This is a genomic window from Streptomyces sp. B21-083, from assembly GCF_036898825.1.
Lineage (GTDB): Bacteria > Actinomycetota > Actinomycetes > Streptomycetales > Streptomycetaceae > Streptomyces.
Map to the genome: position 1 here is coordinate 1,896,848 of NZ_JARUND010000002.1, position 16,640 is coordinate 1,913,487.

8 protein-coding genes and 1 tRNA gene are annotated in these 16,640 nt (G+C 72.3%); 5 read left to right on the forward strand and 4 right to left on the reverse strand.

Annotated elements, in window-relative coordinates:
* Window positions 1–29 precede the first annotated feature (29 nt).
* The 3 genes from QA861_RS32600 to QA861_RS32610 all read right to left on the reverse strand — a co-directional run bounded on the left by QA861_RS32600 (window position 30) and on the right by QA861_RS32610 (window position 3,145).
* Entirely contained in the window at window positions 30–1,220 is a 1,191-nt protein-coding gene (locus QA861_RS32600; protein ID WP_334592231.1) for a chaplin, read from the reverse strand.
* 136 nt (window positions 1,221–1,356) lie between these two features.
* Window positions 1,357–1,590, reverse strand: a complete 234-nt coding sequence (gene chpH / locus QA861_RS32605) for a chaplin ChpH (RefSeq protein WP_006375137.1) — start codon at window positions 1,588–1,590, stop codon at window positions 1,357–1,359.
* A gap of 220 nt (window positions 1,591–1,810) precedes the next feature.
* Window positions 1,811–3,145: a M20/M25/M40 family metallo-hydrolase gene (locus QA861_RS32610; RefSeq protein ID WP_334592232.1), complete on the reverse strand. Its 1,335-nt coding sequence runs from the start codon at window positions 3,143–3,145 to the stop codon at window positions 1,811–1,813.
* A gap of 189 nt (window positions 3,146–3,334) precedes the next feature.
* On the opposite strand from QA861_RS32610, the gene QA861_RS32615 reads away from it, so the two are divergent.
* From QA861_RS32615 to QA861_RS32625, 3 genes are all read left to right on the forward strand, one after another.
* A tRNA-Leu gene (locus QA861_RS32615) sits at window positions 3,335–3,419 on the forward strand.
* A 179-nt stretch (window positions 3,420–3,598) separates the two neighbouring features.
* A complete protein-coding gene (locus QA861_RS32620; protein ID WP_334592233.1) occupies window positions 3,599–6,910 on the forward strand; it encodes a right-handed parallel beta-helix repeat-containing protein in 3,312 nt (1,103 codons plus the stop codon).
* A 146-nt stretch (window positions 6,911–7,056) separates the two neighbouring features.
* A complete protein-coding gene (locus tag QA861_RS32625; RefSeq protein ID WP_334592234.1) occupies window positions 7,057–8,235 on the forward strand; it encodes a S8 family serine peptidase in 1,179 nt (392 codons plus the stop codon).
* Between the two features lie 291 nt (window positions 8,236–8,526).
* Here the strand turns inward: QA861_RS32625 and eccCa are convergent, their stop codons facing one another.
* Window positions 8,527–12,459: a type VII secretion protein EccCa gene (eccCa, locus tag QA861_RS32630; RefSeq protein ID WP_334594922.1), complete on the reverse strand. Its 3,933-nt coding sequence runs from the start codon at window positions 12,457–12,459 to the stop codon at window positions 8,527–8,529.
* 292 nt (window positions 12,460–12,751) lie between these two features.
* On the opposite strand from eccCa, the gene eccD reads away from it, so the two are divergent.
* A complete protein-coding gene (eccD, locus tag QA861_RS32635; protein WP_334592235.1) occupies window positions 12,752–14,152 on the forward strand; it encodes a type VII secretion integral membrane protein EccD in 1,401 nt (466 codons plus the stop codon).
* A gap of 874 nt (window positions 14,153–15,026) precedes the next feature.
* Entirely contained in the window at window positions 15,027–16,622 is a 1,596-nt protein-coding gene (gene eccB, locus QA861_RS32640) for a type VII secretion protein EccB (RefSeq protein ID WP_334592236.1), read from the forward strand.
* Window positions 16,623–16,640 lie beyond the last annotated feature (18 nt).

The window sequence follows — 16,640 nt, forward strand, 5'->3', positions numbered from 1 at the left end:
TCCCGTTCGCACGGAATTTCCGTACGGGCCTACGCCGAGGGACGTGCCTTGCGGTAGAGGACGGTGCCCGCGAGCAGCATGCCCGCGCCCACCGGCAGGGCGACGCCCAGCGGCAGGTCACCGCCGGTGTGCGCGAGCTGCGCGGCACTCCGGGGCTGCGGCACGGTCCGCGCACCGCTCTGGTCGACGTAGGTGGGCCCGGCCGGAGGCGTCACACCGCGCGCGGAGCTGGGCGGTGTGAGCGGGGTCGCCGGGCTGGTGGGGTGCTGCGGGTGGGCCGGGCTGCCCGGAAGCTGGGGGGTTTCCGGCTGGTGAGGATTGCCCGGCTGCTCGGGGCCGCTTGGTCCGGGCGGGGGCGGGGTCTCGTGACCGCCGCTCGGGGGCGTGCACGGCTCGTCGGTCTCCGGAGGCGGCGCCGGGTGGCCGCCGCCCATGTGGTCCCCGGTGTTCGCGCAGTCGTTGCCCATCGCCGGGTTGAGCAGACCGACGACGTCGACGGTGTTGCCGCAGAGGTTCACCGGTGCGTCGACCGGGGCCTCCACGTGGTTGCCGGACCCGACGCCCGGCGAGTCGGTGGCGTATCCGCCGGCGTACGAGCCCTCCCAGCCGTTCCAGTTCGCCCAGTCGCCGGCGCCGCCCGGACTGCCCGGGTACCCGAAGCCACCGGGGTTGCCCGAGTCGCCGTAACCGCCCTGGCCGCCGTACCCGCCGTAACCTCCCGGCGAGCCATGGCCGCCGTAGCCGCCCTCGTCGCCGTATCCCCCGGACGAGCCATGACCGCCGTAGCCGCCGTTCTCGCCGTACCCACCGGGCGAGCCGTGACCGCCCTGACCGCCGTGACCGCCGTGACCGCCCTGGCCGCTGTGGCCGCCCTGGCCGCCGTGACCACCCTGGTTACCGTGGTGACCCTGGTTGCCGTGGTGGCCTGAGTTGCCGTGGCTGCCGTGTCCGCCCGGTGAGCCGTTGCCGCCGCCTCCGCCGTTGGCGCACTTGTTGCCCATCGCCGGGTTGAGCAGACCGACGACGCTCACGGTGTTGCCGCAGGCGTTGACCGGCACGTTCACCGGCGCGCTCACCGAGTTGCCGGACAGCACACCCGGTGAGTTGGAAGCGACGGCGGTCGCACCCGAGTCGGCATGCGCCTGCGCGCCACCGGCGGCGGCCATCACACCTGTCGCGGCCGCCATGGTCATCAGCCCCTTGCGGGTGACCTCTCGCATAACTGCATCCCTGCCTTCAAATGATGTGTCGTGAACCTTCCGGAACGACCTGTCGGCCCCGGGACGCACAAGGCGTTCCGGGGCCGACAGGCTCAGACTCGCTGGGAGTCAGAACCTCAAGAAGCGAGGCGCAGCATCAGTTGTTGACGCAGGTGTTGCCGAAGGCGGGGTTCAGCAGACCGATCACGGAGATCGTGTTGCCGCAGACGTTCACCGGGATGTGAACGGGAACCTGAACAACGTTGCCGGACAGAACACCCGGGGAGTGCACGGCAGCACCCTGGGCACCCGCGTCGGCGACGGCCAGGCCCGCACCCGCGAGAACCAGACCACCAGTGGCAGCCGCAGCGGCGACGACCTTCTTGATCATTATTCCTCCTTGTTGGCAATGCGATCCCGAGTAGCGGACCGCATCACCAATAACGAGGCGGGGGCATTAGGGCTACGACCCTATGAGCGCATTCACTCTTCTCAGTCAGCCACGCACGTGCGGACGATTATTGGAGTGTCGTTCAATCGGGTAATTCCGGGCGTATTCACGGGCCTCGGAACCCCGGCCGAGCCTCCGGAACACAGGACTGGCACGGGATTCAGGATGCCTCGATGAAGCGGTCGAGCACACGCACCCCGAACTTCAGCGCGTCGAGCGGGACTCGTTCGTCAACACCGTGGAACATGCCCGCGAAGTCCAGCTCCGGCGGCAGCTTCAGCGGCGCGAAGCCGAAGCAGCGGATGCCGAGGTCCGCGAAGGACTTGGCGTCGGTGCCGGCCGAGAGCATGTAGGGCACAGCCCGGGCGATCGGGTCCTCGGCGACCAGCGCGGTCTGCATGGCCTCCACGAGCGCCCCGTCGAACGAGGTCTCCAGGGCCTTGTCCGCGTGCACGTCCTCGCGCTTCACGTTCGGGCCGAGGATGCGGTCCAGGTCGGCGAGGAACTCCTCCTCGTAACCGGGCAGGTAGCGGGCGTCGACGTGCGCTGTGGCCTGACCGGGAATGACGTTGACCTTGTAACCGGCGCCCAGCTGGGTCGGGTTGGCGGTGTTCTGCAGCGAGGCGCCGATCAGCTTGGCGATACCGCCGAGCTTGGCGAGCGTCGCGTCCATGTTCTCGGGGTCCAGCTCGGTGCCCAGCGCGTCGCCGAGTTCGTCGAGGAAGTGGCGGAGCGTCTTGGTGACCCGGACCGGGAACTTGTGCCGGCCGAGGCGTCCGACGGCCTCCGAGAGCTCGGTGATCGCGTTGTCCTTGTGGATCATCGAACCGTGTCCGGCGGTGCCGTCGACGGTCAGTTTCATCCAGTGCATGCCCTTCTGGGCCGTCTCCACCAGATAGAGCCGCAGGTTCTCGTTGACGGTGAAGGAGAACCCGCCGACCTCGCTGATCGCCTCGGTCACGCCCTCGAACAGGTCGGGGTGCTTGTCCACGAGGTGCCGCGCGCCCCATGTACCGCCCGCCTCCTCGTCCGCGAGGAAGGCGAGGACGATGTCGCGCGGGGGTTTGCGGCCGGTGCGCATCCGGTCACGGACGACCGCGAGGGTCATCGCGTCCATGTCCTTCATGTCGACCGCGCCCCGGCCCCACACACACCCGTCCGCGATCTCGCCCGAGAACGGGTGGTGGGTCCAGTCCGCCGCGTTGGCCGGTACGACGTCGGTGTGGCCGTGGATGAGCAGCGCCGGCCGGGACCGGTCCTCACCCTCGATGCGCGCCACGGTGGAGGCGCGTCCCTTGTGCGACTCGAAGATCTGCGGCTCCAGGCCCACCTCGGCGAGCTTCTCGGCCACGTACTCCGCGGCCTTGCGTTCGCCCGGTCCCGAGTGGTCGCCGAAGTTGCTGGTGTCGATCCGGATGAGCTCGCGGCAGAGGTCCACGACCTCGTCCTCGCCGGTGACGCCCTTGGCCGTGCCTGTCCTGCCCGTCCCGCTCACGGTGCTACCTCCCACTGTTCCTGCTGGTGGTCATCCCTCATCCTCCCCCCTCCGGCCGGCCGCACCCCAAGAGCGGTCCAGGCCCGTCACACACCGTTCACGCGGCGACAGGGGGTGACCGGCCACCCCGGAAAGCCTGGTAATGTTTCCTTCGTCGCCACGGGGGGAACCCCGCGCGACAGACACCTTGTCCGGGTGGCGGAATGGCAGACGCGCTAGCTTGAGGTGCTAGTGCCCTTTATCGGGCGTGGGGGTTCAAGTCCCCCCTCGGACACTCACTGGAAAGCTGCTGAAACCCCACTTCATGTGGGGTTTTCTGCGTTTCCCTCCCATGCTCCGGCCCCTCCTCCGGCGGTCTCCGCTTTGCGGGCTCTGGCGTGACCATGCCCGCCCGTCCCGGCATGATGGTGCTGCCCACGCCGGGCAGGGAATGCCGTGAGAGATGGAGGGCGCGTGTCACGCCAGGTACTGACGGTCTGCCCGGAGGGCACCGAGGGCTTTCGGACGATCGGAGAGGCACTGGCGAGGGCGCGCAGCGGCGCCGTGATCAGTGTGCGTCCCGGGATCTACGAAGAGAACCTCGTCGTCGCCACCCGGGTCACCATCGTGGCCGAACAGGCGCGCGGCACGGTGGAGATACGTCCGCGGCGCGGCAGCGTGCTCACGCTGAAGGCGGACGCGGTGATGCTCACCGACCTGGTACTGCGCGGCCGTGACGAGGAACTGCCCGCCGTGGACGCCGCCCGGGGACAGGTCGCGATGGACGGCTGCGAGGTGTCCGGCGCCGCCTGGGCGGCCGTACTGGCCCGTGACACGGGCTCGTTGGCGATGCGTGACTGCCGGGTGAGCAGCCCGTCGGGGGCCGGAGTCGTGGTCACCTCGGCCGTGGACAGTTCGGTGGACTCCTGCACCATCGAGCACCTGGGGACCTCCGGAGTGGTCATCGGGGAGCGCGGCCGGGTCACGGTGCGCGGCTGCACCATCCGGGACGCCCGGGGCAACGGTGTCCTCGCCAACGGTGAGGCGCAGGGCTCCGTGGAGGAGTGCGACATCTCGTCCACCGACAAGCCGTCCATCGCCCTGGAGGAGCACTGCACGACCCAGGTGGTGCGCACGGTCGTGCACGACACGTCCATCGGCGTCCATCTGACCAGTTCCTCGCGGACGGTCCTGGAGGAGCTGCGGGTCACCGCGACCACCGGGCCGGCCATCGTCGTCTCGCACGGCAGCGACCCGCTGCTGCGCCGCTGCCGTACCGCCCGCACGACGGGCAACGGCATCCTGGTCACCGACCGGGCGCGCGGCACCTTCGAGGACTGCTGGCTGGACACCTCCCAGGCCCCCGCCCTGCGCGTGGCCGGGTCCGCCTCCCCCACGCTGACCTCGCTGACCGTGCGGGACTGCGCGGCGACCGGCGTACTCCTGGAGGAGGAGTCCACCGCCGAGCTCGACCGGCTGGACGTCATCGACGCCGCCGGAGCCGGCATCAGCGTGCGCGGCGGCGCCAATCCGATGCTGCGCCGGGTCAGGGTCAGCGGCTCGGGCGGCCATGGCGTGGAGGCCGTCAAGGACGGGCGGGGCCGGCTGGAGGACAGCGAGATCGACCGGGCCGGCGGCGCGGGCGTCCATGTCGAGAGCGACGGGAACCTGTACCTCGGCGGTACCACCGTCCTCGCCCCCGCCACCGTGGGCCTGATGGTGGCCGCCGGCGGCAGCGCCACCGCCCGTGACTGCGAGTTCCGCGAGCCGGGCGGCGACGGAGTCGTCGTCGACGGGAAGGGCGAACTCACCGCGACCCGGGTCAAGGTGAACGCGGCCGGCGGGAACGGTGTCGTGGTCCGGGAGGGCGGCCGTGCCTCCCTCAACGCCTGTGAGATCGGCGGCAGTTCGAAGGACGGCCTGCGGGTCGAGAGCACCGACCCCGTCTCCGTCGTCAACTGTGTGGTGCGGGACAACAAGGGTGGCGGCCTGATCCAGTCCAAGCAGGGCGACCGGCTCGCCGTCGAAGGTCTCACCAGCAACGGCAACGGCCAGCGGGACGCCTGGGGTTACGGCGACAGTGAGGGCACCGACCCCGCCGGAACCGCCCAGACAGGGGGCGGCGCGGCGGGTGAGACCGGTCCGCTCGCCGAACTGGAGGCGCTGATCGGCCTGTCCAACGTCAAGCAGCAGGTCCGTACCCTGGTCAACCTCACCCAGCTGGCGCAGCGCCGCGCCCAACTCGGCATGTCCGCACCGCCGATGAGCCGTCATCTGGTCTTCGCGGGGCCGCCCGGCACCGGTAAGACGACGGTGGCCCGCCTCTACGGCACGATCCTCGCCCAGTTGGGCGCGCTGCGCTCCGGGCATCTGGTGGAGGTCTCGCGGGCCGATCTGGTCGCCCAGGTCATCGGCGGTACGGCGATCAAGGCCACGGAGGCGTTCAACCGGGCCCTGGGCGGGGTGCTGTTCATCGACGAGGCGTACACCCTGACGGCCGACAGCGGGAGTTCGGGGGCCGACTTCGGGCGGGAGGCGGTGGACACGCTGCTCAAGCTCATGGAGGACCACCGGGAGGACGTGGTCGTCGTCGCTGCCGGTTACTCCGGTGAGATGCGGTCGTTCCTCGGCTCCAACCCGGGTCTGGCCTCCCGTTTCTCCCGGACCGTGGAGTTCGAGAACTACTCGGTGCCCGAGCTGGTCGCGATCATGGAAAGCATGTGCGTCCGCCACCAGTACGAACTGGGCGACGGCACGGCCGCCGCGCTGGCCACGCACTTCGAACGCATGCCGAAGGACGCCACGTTCGGCAACGGCCGGGCCGCGCGTCAGGTCTTCGAGGAGATGGTCGACCGGCAGGCCGTACGGCTGGCCGGTCTGGTCGAGGTCGGCGAGCGTGACCTCTCGCTGCTGCTCCCGGAGGACGTCGGCGCGGAGGCCGCCGACGCCGCGAGCGGCGCCGGGGGCGGGGCCTCGCGGAGCGACGCGCTGTCCCGGCTCGGCGACATGGTGGGCCTGACCGCCGTCAAACGCGACGTCACCGATCTGGTCAACCTCCTGTCCACCGCCCGCCAGCGTGAGGCCGCCGGCCTTCCCGCGCCCCGGATCAGCCACCACCTCGTCTTCAGCGGCCCGCCCGGCACCGGTAAGACGACCGTGGCCCGCCTCTACGGCGAGCTGCTGGTCTCTCTCGGGGTGCTGCCGCGCGGGCAGTTGGTGGAGGTGTCCCGGGCCGACCTCGTCGGACGATATGTCGGACACACCGCGCAACTCACCCGCGAGGTCTTCGAACGGGCCCTGGGAGGCGTCCTGTTCATCGACGAGGCGTACACGCTGACGCCCGCGGGTTCGGGCTCCGGGTCCGACTTCGGGCAGGAGGCCGTCGACACGCTGCTCAAGCTCATGGAGGACCACCGTGAGCAGGTCGTGGTGATCGTCGCGGGCTACACGCGGGAGATGGAGGGCTTCATGGCCTCCAACCCCGGGCTGTCGTCGCGGTTTTCGCGGCGCGTGGAGTTCGCGGACTACTCGTCCGACGAACTGGTCACGATCGTACGGATGCACGCGGACAGCGCCGGCTACGAGTGCGGGCCGGGGACCGGGACCGTGCTGCGGGAGTACTTCGACGCGATGCCGAGGAACCGCTCGTTCGGCAACGCGCGGCTGGCGCGGCAGGTGTTGGAGGGCATGATGACGCGGCAGGCCGGGCGAGTCAGCGTGATGGCCGCGCCGGGACTGGACGACCTGAGGTTGCTGGTCCCCGGGGATGTGCCTCAACTGGGCTGATGTGGGCGGGGGTTGCGAGGAGGGCGTCTGAGGTGGGGCGGTTTCCGCGCCATAGGATGCGATTCATGCGTCGCCCCCTCCCCCGTCTCCGTCGTGTCGGTCTTCTCCGTCGTGTCGGTCTTCTCCGTCGTCTCTGTCCGGCCCGGATGTTCGCCGTACTTCTGCCTCTGGTGCCTCTGGTCGTACTCGCCGCGCCGGTCGCCTCCGCCGCGGACGGTTCGCCGGTGCGGCTGCCCGTGATGCCGTCCCGGCTCGATGCCGACGACGCGTGCACCGGGGCCTCGGCCGAGCGGGCCGCCTCCGTGCCGTGGGAGCAGCAGAGTCTGCAACTGCCGCGCGCGTGGCAGTTCTCGGCCGGCGCCGGGGTGACCGTGGCGGTCGTGGACACCGGGGTGTCGACGACCGCGCCGGCGTTGAAGGGGCGGGTGACGGCGGTCGGGGAGGCGGGGCAGGACTGTGTAGGGCACGGCAGTTTCGTCGCCGGGCTGATCGCGGCCACGACCACGGACGGGGTCCGCTTCGCCGGGGTCGCCCAGCAGGCCCGCGTCGTCGCCGTGCGCGGCACCGACGCCCGGGGCACGGCCACGGCGGCGAGCGTCGCGGCGGGGATCAGGGCGGCGGTGGGCGCCGGGGCGAAGGTGATCGAGGTGTCGCCGGCGCTGGAGCGGGGGTCGGCGGCGCTGACCTCGGCTGTCGAGGAGGCGGTGGCGCACGACGCCTTGGTGGTGGCCGCCGCGGTTCCGGATCCGCCGGCGAAGAGGAGCGCGGCTTCCGGGGACGCGCCGGTTCCGCGTGCGTACTGGCCCGCAGCGCAGGAGGGGGTGCTGTCCGTGGTCGACGTGGACGCGAAGGGCGGTCGGCCGGACAACGCCCTGCTTCCGCGTGACGCCGATCTGGCGGCGCCCGGTGACGGCGTGGTCGGGCCCGGGCCCCGGGGCAGTGGGCACTACATCGGCTCCGGGGCGTCGTTCGCGGCCGGGTTCGTGGCCGGGGCGGCGGCGTTGGTGCGGTCGGCGCATCCCGGGCTGACGGCTGCGCAGACCGAGTCGAGGCTGGTCTCGACGGCGTATCCCGATGCGGTGCCGCGGCTGGATCCGTACGCGGCGGTTACGTCCGTGGGGGCGGTCGAGCGGGGGGTGGGGGCGGCTTCGGTGCGGGGGGCTCCGCCGGTGCGGCTGCCGGATGATGTGGGGGCTGCGCCGACGCGTCGTGCGGTGTTGTTCGCGGCGGGGGGTGGGGCGGTGTTGCTGTTGGTGGTGTGGGGGGCTGTGGTGGTGCCTCGGGGGCGGGCTCGGGGGTGGCGGGCGGGGGGCGGTGCCGGCTGAGGTGGGGTTCCTTCGCCCCCGCCGCCCCTACCCGTCCCATCCCGTTCCTGGGGGCTGCGCCCCCAGACCCCCCACCGGCCCTGAACGGGCCTTGTCCTCAAGCGCCGGACGGGCTGGAGATGCGGGCCTGCATTGGAAGGGTGCGGCACGGGCTGGAAATGCGGGCCTGCGTTGGAAGGGTGCGGCACGGGATGGAGATGCGGGCCCGCACTGGAAGGGTGCGGCACGGGATGGAGATGCGGGCCCGCATTGGAAGGGTGCGGCACGGGATGGAGATGCGGGCCCGCGTCCTCAGGTGCCGGATGGGCTGTCGTTGTCCACCTCCGCCGTCTGGATCAGGGTCGGCTTGCGGCGCACTACGTACTGGGCTCGGCCCGGGGGCAGGTTGCGGGGCTTGATGTTGCCGAAGACGTAGCCCTCGCTCGGGGGGCAGGACAGCAGGACGCCGGGGGTGTTGACCTCGTCCAGGCGGCGCAGGAGCTGGTCGTTCAGGCCGCGGCCCGCGCCCGTCGCCGAGCGGACCGCGATGACGTGGAGGCCCAGTTCGTGGCCGAGGGCCAGGTGGTCGAAGAGCGGGGCGAAGGGGTGGTCGAAGTTGTTGCTGCCCACGACCATGTCGTAGTCGTCCACCAGGACGAAGAGGCGGGGGCCGTTCCACCAGTCCGCCAGACGCATCCTCGCCGGGGTGATGTCCGGGCCGGGGAGGCGGGTCTTGAGGGCGCGGGCGGAGCCGCCCACCAGTTCCTTGAGGGCGTCCACGGAGACCGCGTGGCCCAGCTGGTACTCGGCGGGGACGGCGTCGACCAGGTCCCGGCGGTAGTCGACGACCAGGACGCGGGCCTCGGCGGCGGTGTAGCGGGCCGTGATGGCGTTGGCGGCCAGGCGCAGCAGGTTGGTCTTGCCGCTCTCGGAGTCGCCGATGGCGACGAGGTGCGGGGTCCGGCTGAAGTCGTGCCAGACCGTGGAGAGCGTCTCCTCGTCCAGGCCGAGGGGCAGGCGGAGGCCGTCGCCCAGTTCGGCCGGAGGCAGCTCGGAGGCCGGCAGGCGGTGCGGGAGCATCCGTACGGGCGGCGCGGCCGGGCCGCTCCACTCGGCGGCGATCCTCTCCACCAGGGCGGTGACGCCGTCCGCGAGGTCCTCGGCGCCGTTCTGGCCGTCGATGCGGGGGAGCGCGGTCAGGAAGTGGAGTTTGTCGCCGACGGTCAGGCCTCGGCCCGGAGTGCGGGGCACGGTGGCGGCCTTACGGACGTCCACCACGGAGTCCATGGTGTCGCCGAGCCTCAGTTCGACGCGGGTGGCGCTCTGGTCGCGGATCTGCGCGGACAGCTCCACCCAGCGGGTGGTGGTGACGATGAGGTGGATGCCGTAGTTCAGGCCACCGGTGGCGAGTTGGTTGAACGTGGGCAGCAGGCTGTCGAAGTTCTGCTTGACCTGCGCCCAGCCGTCGACGACGAGGAAGACGTCGCCGTGCGTCTCGTCGGCGAACTCCCCCGCCGCCCGGCGCCGCCGGTAGGTGGCCATGGAGTCGATGCCGTGGTCGAGGAAGAACTGCTCGCGCTGGTTGAGCACTCCTGTGACCTCGGCCACCGTACGGCTGACGCGTTCGCTGTCGAGCCGGGCCGCGACCCCGCCGACGTGCGGCAGGCCGGCCAGGGAGGAGAGGGTGCCGCCGCCGAAGTCGAGGCAGTAGAACTGGACTTCGGCCGGAGTGTGGGTGAGCGCGAGCGACGTGATCAGGGTACGCAGCACTGTGGACTTGCCGCTCTGTGAGCCGCCCGCGATGGCGACATGGCCGCCGCCCGCCGAGAGGTCCACCACGAGCGGGTCGCGGCGCTGGTCGAAGGGCTTGTCGACGAGGCCGACCGGTACGCGCAGGCGGCCTGTGCCGGGCCAGCCGGCGGCGGACAGGCCCCGGTCGGGGGTGGGGGCCAGGCCCGGGAGCAGCGCGTCCAGGGTGGGGGGCGCGCCGAGCGGCGGCAGCCAGACCTGGTGGGCGGTGGGGCCGTGGCCGCGCAGCCGGTCCAGGGCCACGGACAGCAGGCTGTCGGTGGACTCGGTCTCCTCCTCGCGTTCGGGTTCGGGTACGGCGGCGGGGGTGCGTGGCACGACCCAGCCCGCCGACCAGGGCACCACCTGGCTGGCTACCCGCGCCTGTACGACAGCGCCGCGCCGGTGCCGGTAGGGGCCGGAGACGTAGGCCGCCCGGAAGCGGGTCAGTGCGTCCACGCCGCTCTTGAGGAAGCCGGCGCCGGGCTGCGAGGGCAGCTGGTAGGCGTCGGGGACGCCGAGGACGCCCCGGCTCTCCATCGCGGAGAAGGTCCGCAGGCCCACCCGGTAGGAGAGGTGGCTCTCCAACTGGTGCATACGGCCCTCGTCCAGGCGCTGGGAGGCGAGCAGCAGATGGACGCCGAGAGATCGGCCGAGGCGACCGATCATCACGAACAGGTCCATGAACTCGCGGTGTGCGGCGAGGAGTTCGCTGAACTCGTCGACGACGACGAACAGGCTGGGGAGGGGGGCCAGCGGGGTGCCGGCGGCGCGGGCCTTCTCGTACTCCAGGGCTGAGCTGTAGTTGCCGGCCGCCCGTAACAGCTCCTGGCGGCGGATGAGTTCGCCGTGCAGGGCGTCCTGCATCCGGTCCACCAGGGCGACTTCGTCGGCGAGGTTGGTGATGACGGCTGATGTGTGCGGGAGTTCGTCCAGGCCGAGGAAGGTGGCGCCGCCCTTGAAGTCGACCAGGATGAAGTTCAGGGTCTCGGACGAGTTGGTGAGCGCCAGGCCGAGCACGAGGGTGCGCAGGAGTTCGCTCTTGCCGGAGCCGGTGGCGCCGATCAGCATGCCGTGCGGGCCCATGCCGCCCTGCGCGGACTCCTTGATGTCGAGTTCGACGGGGCCGCCGTCGGCGCCGATCGCGACCGGCACACGCAGTCGGGCGGCGCCGGTGTGTTTGCGCCACAGGGTCGCCGGGTCGTGCCGGTACAGGTCGGGGATGCCGAGCAGGGTGGTCAACTGGACGTCGGCGGCGAGCGGTTCGGCGGAGTCCGCGGTGAGGCCCATCCGGTAGGGGGCGATCAGCCGGGCCAGTGACTCGGCGGTGGCCGGCCCGACCCGGTCGGGGCGGCCGAGCAGGGTCGTCTGTTCCTTGCGGGTGCGGTCGGTGCGGACGAGCCGGACGGCTGCCGGGGTCACGTCCAGGCGCAGGGTGGAGCGGCCGGGGCGCCAGGTGAGGGAACCGGACAGATCGAGGACGATGCTGTTGCGGAAGCCGGGGCCGTCGAGGCGGTGACCGGCGGGCACGGTGACGCCGTCGACGACGATCACCGTGAACGGCTCGTCGCGGCCGGGCACCGCTTCGGGATCGAAGACCGGGCGCTCGGTGAACTCGGCGCCTAGCAGGTCCTCCAGGTCGTTGAAGGCGGTGGCGACCATACGGGCGGGGCCCGCGCCGTCCTGCTCCTGCGGGTGCAGGTTGTGCGGCAGCCACTTCACCCACTCCCACTCCGCGCGCCGCTCGTCGGACACGCACAGCGCCACCCACAGCTCCTCCGGCGGGTGGAACAGGGCGAGTTGACACAGCGCGGCCCGCACCATGGCGCGTACGGCGGCGTCGTCACCGCGAGTCAGGACCCGCGACCAGGAGCGCAGGTAGAGGGCGATGGGCTGCTCGGGCACCGTGCTGTAGGCGCGGACGAAGCGGCGCAGGGCGTGCGCGCTGAGCGGTTCCAGATCCTCTACGGGTTTGGTGGACAGGGGGTTGAGCCGCATGGCGAACTGCTGGTCGCCGACGGCTATCCGCACCTCGCCGAAGTCCTCGTCCTTGACCCGCCGTTCCCAGAGACGGGTGGTCCGCACCATGGTGCGCAGCACCTTGGGGTCGGGGTGCCGCCAGGCCAGCGCCAACTGCTGTTCCACGACGGCCCGGTGGACCTTGCGGCGGGTCTGGGTGAGGTAGCGCAGATAGTCGCGGCGCTCACCGCGCAGCCGTTCCTTGCGTTCGCCCGCCTTGCGCATCACCTGGCCGACCATCATGGCCGCCGACGCCAGCACCATCATGCCGAGGGCGATGTACATGAACGCGCCGTTGCCACCGCCGGGCCTGATGAACATCAGCATCATCGACACCGACATCATGGCCATCGGCAGATACGTCCAGATCGCCGAGCTGTCCGCGACGACCTCGGGGAGCGTCGGTGGTTCCTGGAGAGTCAGCTCGCCCTCGGGCATGTCCGGACCCCGGCGACGGGCCGGCCTGCGGAACAGAACCACGCTCAACGGACATGCTCCTTCGAAGGGTTGAACCAGGGGTTGAACAAGGAGTTGGACAACGGTTGAAATGCCGCCCGGTCGTGAACCGGCCAACTAGTGCGTGCCGGTGGGAATTTGTGACACGCCACTGAAACGGGACCCATAATTCCGTTCGATCGTCGGTCAGTAGTCTGCATGTCATGAACTCGTACGTCCAAGCGGACGCGAACGAGTCCGCCATCCGAACTTCTCTGGAGACGTGAGCCCCACGATGACCGACAGCTCCGTGGCTGGCCTGTGCCGCCTCACGGTACGGGCCCCGGACAGGACCATCGATCTGGCGGTGCCCGCCGACGTACCCGTGGCCGATCTGCTGCCCACCGTGCTGCGGTACGCCGGGGAGGACATCGAGGAGAACGGGCTGGAGCACGACGGCTGGGTCCTGCAACGCCTGGGCGGCGCCCCGCTGGACGAGGAGAGCACGCTGGAGGCGCTCGACCTCAAGGACGGCGAGGTGGTGTATCTCCGCCCGCACACCGAGTCGTTGCCCGAGGTCCGGCTCGACGACCTGGTGGACGGCATCGCCAACGTCACGCGGGACCGGCTGCACGGCTGGAACCCGGCCGCCGGCCGCCGGCTGCTGCTCGGTATGACGGTGGCCGCCCTGACGCTGGGCCTGCTGGTGCTGGCCTGGCCCGGCGGCCCGGCCGGGGTCCGGATCGGCACCGCGGGTGTGGCCGGGCTGCTGCTGCTCGCGGGGGCCGCCTCGGCCAGCCGCGCGGTCGGCGACGCGGCGGCGGGCGCGACCCTCGGTTTCATGGCGGCGCCCTATCTGGCGCTGGCGGGTTGGCTGGTGCCGGGCGGCGAGATCGCCGGCCCGGACGCCCACCAGGTGCTGGGCGCACGGCTGTTGGCCGCCGCGGCGGCGGGGGCGGGGGGCGCGGTGCTGGCGTTGGCCCTGGCGGCTGTGCGTACGCCCCTGTTCGTGGCCTCCGCGCTGGTGGCCGTGGCCGGGGCGCTCGCCGGTGGCCTGATGAGCGTCCTCGACCTCTCGGTGGACGGCGCGGCGGCGACGGTGGCCGTGCTGGCGGTGCTGCTGGGCGGCTTCGTGCCCTCCCTGTCGTTCAAGCTGGCCGGGATGCGGATGCCGGCGCTGCCGACGAACGCGCAGCAGCTCCAGGAGGGCATCGAGCCCTACAACGGGCGGGACGTGGCCACCCGTACGGAACTCGCGAGCGGCTGGATGACCGGCCTGTACGCGGCGACCGGCGTCCTGTGCGCGGGCGCTCTCGTGCCGCTGACCAGGAACCCCGGCCTGCCGGAGACTCTGACCGCGGTGGCGCTGGCGCTGCTCCTGCTGCTGCACGGCCGGGGCATGGTCAACGTGTGGCAGCGGCTGGCCCTCGTACTGCCGGGCTCGCTCGGTGTGGCCCTGCTGGTGGTCGCGCTGGCCGTGGACACGGAACCGGCGGACCGCCCGCTGCTGGTGGTGGGCCTGCTGGCGCTGGCCACCGTCCTGGCGGTCGCCTCGTGGACGGTACCGGGGCGGCGGATGCTGCCGTACTGGGGCCGGGCGGCTGAACTGGTGCACTCCCTGCTGGCGATGGCCCTGCTCCCGCTGACCCTGTGGGTGCTGGGCGTGTTCGCCGCGCTCCGCGCGATCACCGGCTGAGACAGCCGGTGCGGTGTGGGGATGAGCGGCGCGGGCGCCCCTGGCGGCACGGGCGGCACGGGCGGCACGACCGGCACGGGCGGCACGACCGGCACGGGCGGCACGACCGGCACGGGCGGCACGACCGGCACGGGCGGCACGACCGGCACGGGCGGCACGACCGGCACGGGCGGCACGACCGGCACGGGCGGCACGACCGGCACGGGCGGCACGACCGGCACGGGCGGCACGACCGGCACGGGCGGCACGACCGGCACGGGCGGCACGACCGGCACGGGCGGCACGACCGGCACGGGCGGCACGGGCGGCACGGGCGGCACGGGCGGCACGGGCGGCACGGGCGGCACGGGCGGCACGGGCGGCGCAACTGGCTTACCGGCGCCGGGTGGAGAGGTCGTACGGCTTGCCACAAGGGCGGGTTGGGCGACCAGCCCGGCCGGCGTACCGGCGCCGGACGGACCGGCGGCCCGCCTTGGCCGGCGGTCCGGGCGAGGCAGGCCACCGGCTCACCCACCGGCCCTCGCGGGCCAGGCGCCCGGCCTGGCAGATGGGCGGATGGGCCGTACCGCTTGTCGGCGGCTCTGGCGGGGCAGGCGTACCACCGCGACCTGGCGGGGCGGGCGGCCCGGCCACACGTCCCGTCCGACCGCTCGCGCGGCCGACGTACCGGCGCCGGGCTACGTGGGCTGCCGTACTTCCCTGTCCGGACGGCCCAGGTTCCGGCCGGGCGCGGGGGGAACCGGCGTGCCCGAACCGGCGAGGGCAGGTGGACCGCGTCTTCGGCCGCCCGGATCCTGGGCCGCCCCGGCCGTACAGCTCCACCACCATCAGATACCCCTGGCCACCCCCGGCCTATTGGAAGGACCCGCGGTACATGCAGTCCAAGCGCGACCAGGTGCAGGCGCACACCTTCATCATGAGCCGGCTCACCTCGGGCATGCTGCTCGCCGATCCGGACGCCCCGGAGAGCCCGCTCGGGCGTACCACCCGGGGTGCGGTGGCCGGGCTGCTGATCACGGTGCTGATCGCCGCGGGGGCGGTGGTGTTCGGTCTGGTGTCGCCCGGCGGTAACGACTCCTGGCGCAGCGGCGAGAGCCTGATCGTCAACCGGGAGACGGGGGCCCGCTATCTCTACCTCGACGGGCGGCTTCGGCCGGTGCGCAACTACTCCTCCGCGCTGCTGATCGGCGGCGCGGATCTGAAGACCACCGATGTGTCCACGGAGTCGCTGCGCGGCACCCCCGTGGGCGCCGCGGTGGGTATCGCCGGGGCACCCGACTCGGTGCCCGGCACCGGTGACCTGGAGTCCGGCGCCTGGCAGGTCTGCTCGGCGCTGGGGAGCACGGCCGCGGCGGACGGTACGGTCACCACGCGCCCCGTGACGGCCGTGGTCGCCGGGGGCGCGGTGGCGGGCGACCCGCTCGGCGCCGGCGCGGCGGTGCTGGTGAGCGGCCCGGACAGGAAGACGTACCTGGTGTGGCAGGGCAGCCGGCTGCCGCTGGACACCGAGTCCGGCGCGCTGCTCTCGCTGGGGTACAGCTCGGTGACCCCGCGCCCCGTCTCCGCCGCCTTCCTGGACGCCCTGGTGCCGGGCGCCGCGCTGGCCCCGCCGCAGGTGCCGGGGCTGGGGTCGGCCGGGCCGTCGCTGGGCGGTACGGCGACCAAGGTGGGCCAGGTGTTCCGGGTCACGGTACCGGGCGCCGCCTCGGGCACCGGTGCCGGCGCCGAATCGGGCGGCCAGTACTACCTGTTGCGCGGTGAGGGTCTGGTCCCGGTCACCGCGACCGGTGCCGCGTTGCTGCTGGGCGATCCGGACATCCGTGCCAAGGCGTACGCCGGTGCCTCGCCCGCCGCGCTGCCGGTCGGCGCGGACGTACTCAAGGACCACCAGGCGCCGGGCAGTACCGGCGTCGACCCCTCGGCCTCCGGTCTTCCCGACGCCCCGCCTCGCGCGATTCGCGTGCCGGCCGGCTGGACGGCGTGCGCGCAGGTGAAGCCCGGGGCGGACGGCGTCCGGGTCGGTTCACTGCTGGTGCGGGAGAGCGAGCTCGCCCCGGTCAGCCAGGCGAGCGGCGAGCCGGTGGCGGCGGCCTGTCTGCCGGTGGACGCGGTCGTGGTGCGGCCCGGCCACGGTGTGCTGGTGCGGGCGCTGAGCGCGGGTGGCGGCGCGGTCGGCACGGCGACGTACTTCGTGGGCGACGACGGGGTGAAGTACCGGGTGGCCTCGAAGGCGGCTGTCGCCGCGCTCGGTTACGCGGAGTCCGACGCGCGCCAACTTCCCTCACCACTGCTGGCGATGCTGCCGACCGGGCCCGACCTGAGTCCGGAGGTGGCGACCGGGGCGGCGGCCCCGTCGGCAGGGGCGGCGCCGTGCGGACGTACCGCCGACTCGTCCGGAGCATCGGTCGCTTCCGGTGCGTCAGCCGCTTCCGAGAATGCCAAGAAGTTGCTTTCAGGTAAAAGCAGTTGATCTGTGGCCGATCCAACT

Excerpts from the sequence above, each read along its gene's own strand:
- QA861_RS32600 (WP_334592231.1), bottom strand. The coding sequence starts at position 1,220 with ATGCGAGAGGTCACCCGCAAGGGGCTGATGACCATGGCGGCCGCGACA.
- chpH (WP_006375137.1), bottom strand. The coding sequence starts at position 1,590 with ATGATCAAGAAGGTCGTCGCCGCTGCGGCTGCCACTGGTGGTCTGGTT.
- QA861_RS32625 (WP_334592234.1), top strand. The coding sequence starts at position 7,057 with ATGTTCGCCGTACTTCTGCCTCTGGTGCCTCTGGTCGTACTCGCCGCG.
- eccCa (WP_334594922.1), bottom strand. The coding sequence starts at position 12,459 with ATGCCCGAGGGCGAGCTGACTCTCCAGGAACCACCGACGCTCCCCGAG.
- eccD (WP_334592235.1), top strand. The coding sequence starts at position 12,752 with ATGACCGACAGCTCCGTGGCTGGCCTGTGCCGCCTCACGGTACGGGCC.
- eccB (WP_334592236.1), top strand. The coding sequence starts at position 15,027 with ATGCAGTCCAAGCGCGACCAGGTGCAGGCGCACACCTTCATCATGAGC.